Genomic DNA, 1,799 nt, shown 5'->3' on the forward strand with positions numbered 1-1,799 from the left:
GCGCTTCGTCGAGGAGATCCCGGTGGTGCTGATCGACGGGCGCGTGCACACCTTCTGGCGGGTCGATCCCGCGCGGCTCCGGCGGGCCCTCCTCGATCGCGGGTGAGCTTCGACCGGGCCGTCCGGACGGAAGCACGACCGCGACGTCCCTCTGACGGGGGACAGGGCGGCTCGCGATAGCTCGCCTCTCGCCCTTACCCTCGTGAGGGGGGAGTGCGCTCCTCCGTGCGCGGACGCAGATCGTCGCCCGTGGAGGAAGGAACCGCCATGCCGTCATCCCGCCGACTCGCCCTGCCCGCCGCCGCTCTCGCGGCGCTCGTGCTCGGCCTGGCCCTCCCCGGAGCGGCCGTCGCGGCACCCTCCGCCTCGACGGTCTCGACCACGGTCGAGCAGCCGGCCGCGACGACCATCCCCGGGGTGCCGGAGGATCCCGAGCAGCCGGGCGACGGCGGCTCCGACCCCGTTCCCGGCGTCCCCGAGGAGCCCTCCGTTCCCGGAGTGCCCGAGGAGCCGGCAGAACCCGAGCAGCCCGCGCCCGTCGACCCCGCGCCCGTGGACCCCGCGCCGGTCGATCCGGCACCGGTCGACCCCGCGCCCCAGCAGCCGAGCCAGCCCTCCACCGGCGGCGGATCCACCGGCGGCGGATCGACCGGCGGCGGCCAGCAGGGCGGCTCCGGCGGCGGTCAGCCCTCCACCGGCGGCGGATCGTCCTCCGGCGGCTCCGGCTCCGGCGGCGGCACCTCTGGCGGAGGGACGTCCGGCGGCACTTCCGGCGGCGGCACCACCTCCGGCGGCGGCACCACGTCCGGCACCGCCGGCTCCTCCGGTGCGGGCGCCGTCACTCCGGCGGCGTCGGCCCCCGGACGCACCGAGCTCGGCACCTCGACCGAGGGCGCGAAGCCGGCGGCCGGTGCGGCGACCGCGGACGTCTTCCTCACCCGCGAGCTCGCCGTGCAGCCGGAGGCGCTCACCGTCGAGCTCGCCCGGTTCTACGGCGTCGGCTTCTCGTACACCGGCTTCGCGAGCGATGAGGCCGTCTCGGCGGTCCTCCGCGACCCGAACGGCACCAAGACCCCGCTGACCCTCGAGGCGGGGAGCGGCACCGCGACCGTGCCGACCGCGCTGATCACCAAGTCGGGCGCCTTCACGGTCGACCTCACGGGCGACCAGGGCTCCGCCGCCAAGGTCGTCTTCCGGCTCGCGCCCTCCACCGGCAACGGCCTCCTGCTCGAGCCGCGCGAGCTCGGCGACGGCAGCACCGAGGCGCCCCGCGGCGCCGTCTGGGGCTTCGACGCCGACGAGGAGGTCGCCGTGGGCGCCTTCGAGACCTCCGGGGCCCGCGCCGACCTGGCCGCCGGCGACGTCGCCGTGCAGTCCGACTCCATCGGCTGGGCCGAGCTGGCGCTGGGCGACGCGGTCATCGCCGACCCCGACCCCTCCGTCTACTGCGTCGTCGCCTTCGGTCGCGAGTCGCACCGCACGGCAGCCGTGACCGTCTCCTACCGTGACAGCGACACCACGGCCGCACCGTGGGAGGCGCAGCAGGTCTGCGGCACCGCGATCAGCGCCGCGCGCACCGCCTTCCTCAGCACGGCCGCCTCGGCGGGACCGGCCGGCATCACGCCGACCACCGCGCTGATGATCGGCGGCGGTGCGGTCGCCGCGTCGCTCGTCGCCTGCGCGGCCGTCCTGGTCGTGATGCGCCGCCGGCGCATGAACACGGACCTCTTCATCGGCGGACCGCTGCCGCGCACGCAGAGCGACTGACGCGTCCCGAGGACGAGGGAAGGCCCGCGGGA

At 76.5% G+C, this 1,799-nt stretch carries 1 protein-coding gene; it reads left to right on the forward strand.

The window, feature by feature from the left end:
• Nucleotides 1–267 precede the first annotated feature (267 nt).
• A complete protein-coding gene (locus C5C27_RS17430; protein WP_104315031.1) occupies nucleotides 268–1,767 on the forward strand; it encodes a hypothetical protein in 1,500 nt (499 codons plus the stop codon).
• Nucleotides 1,768–1,799: the final 32 nt, after the last annotated feature.

It is taken from the genome of Rathayibacter sp. AY2B7, from assembly GCF_002931635.1.
Classification (GTDB): domain Bacteria; phylum Actinomycetota; class Actinomycetes; order Actinomycetales; family Microbacteriaceae; genus Rathayibacter.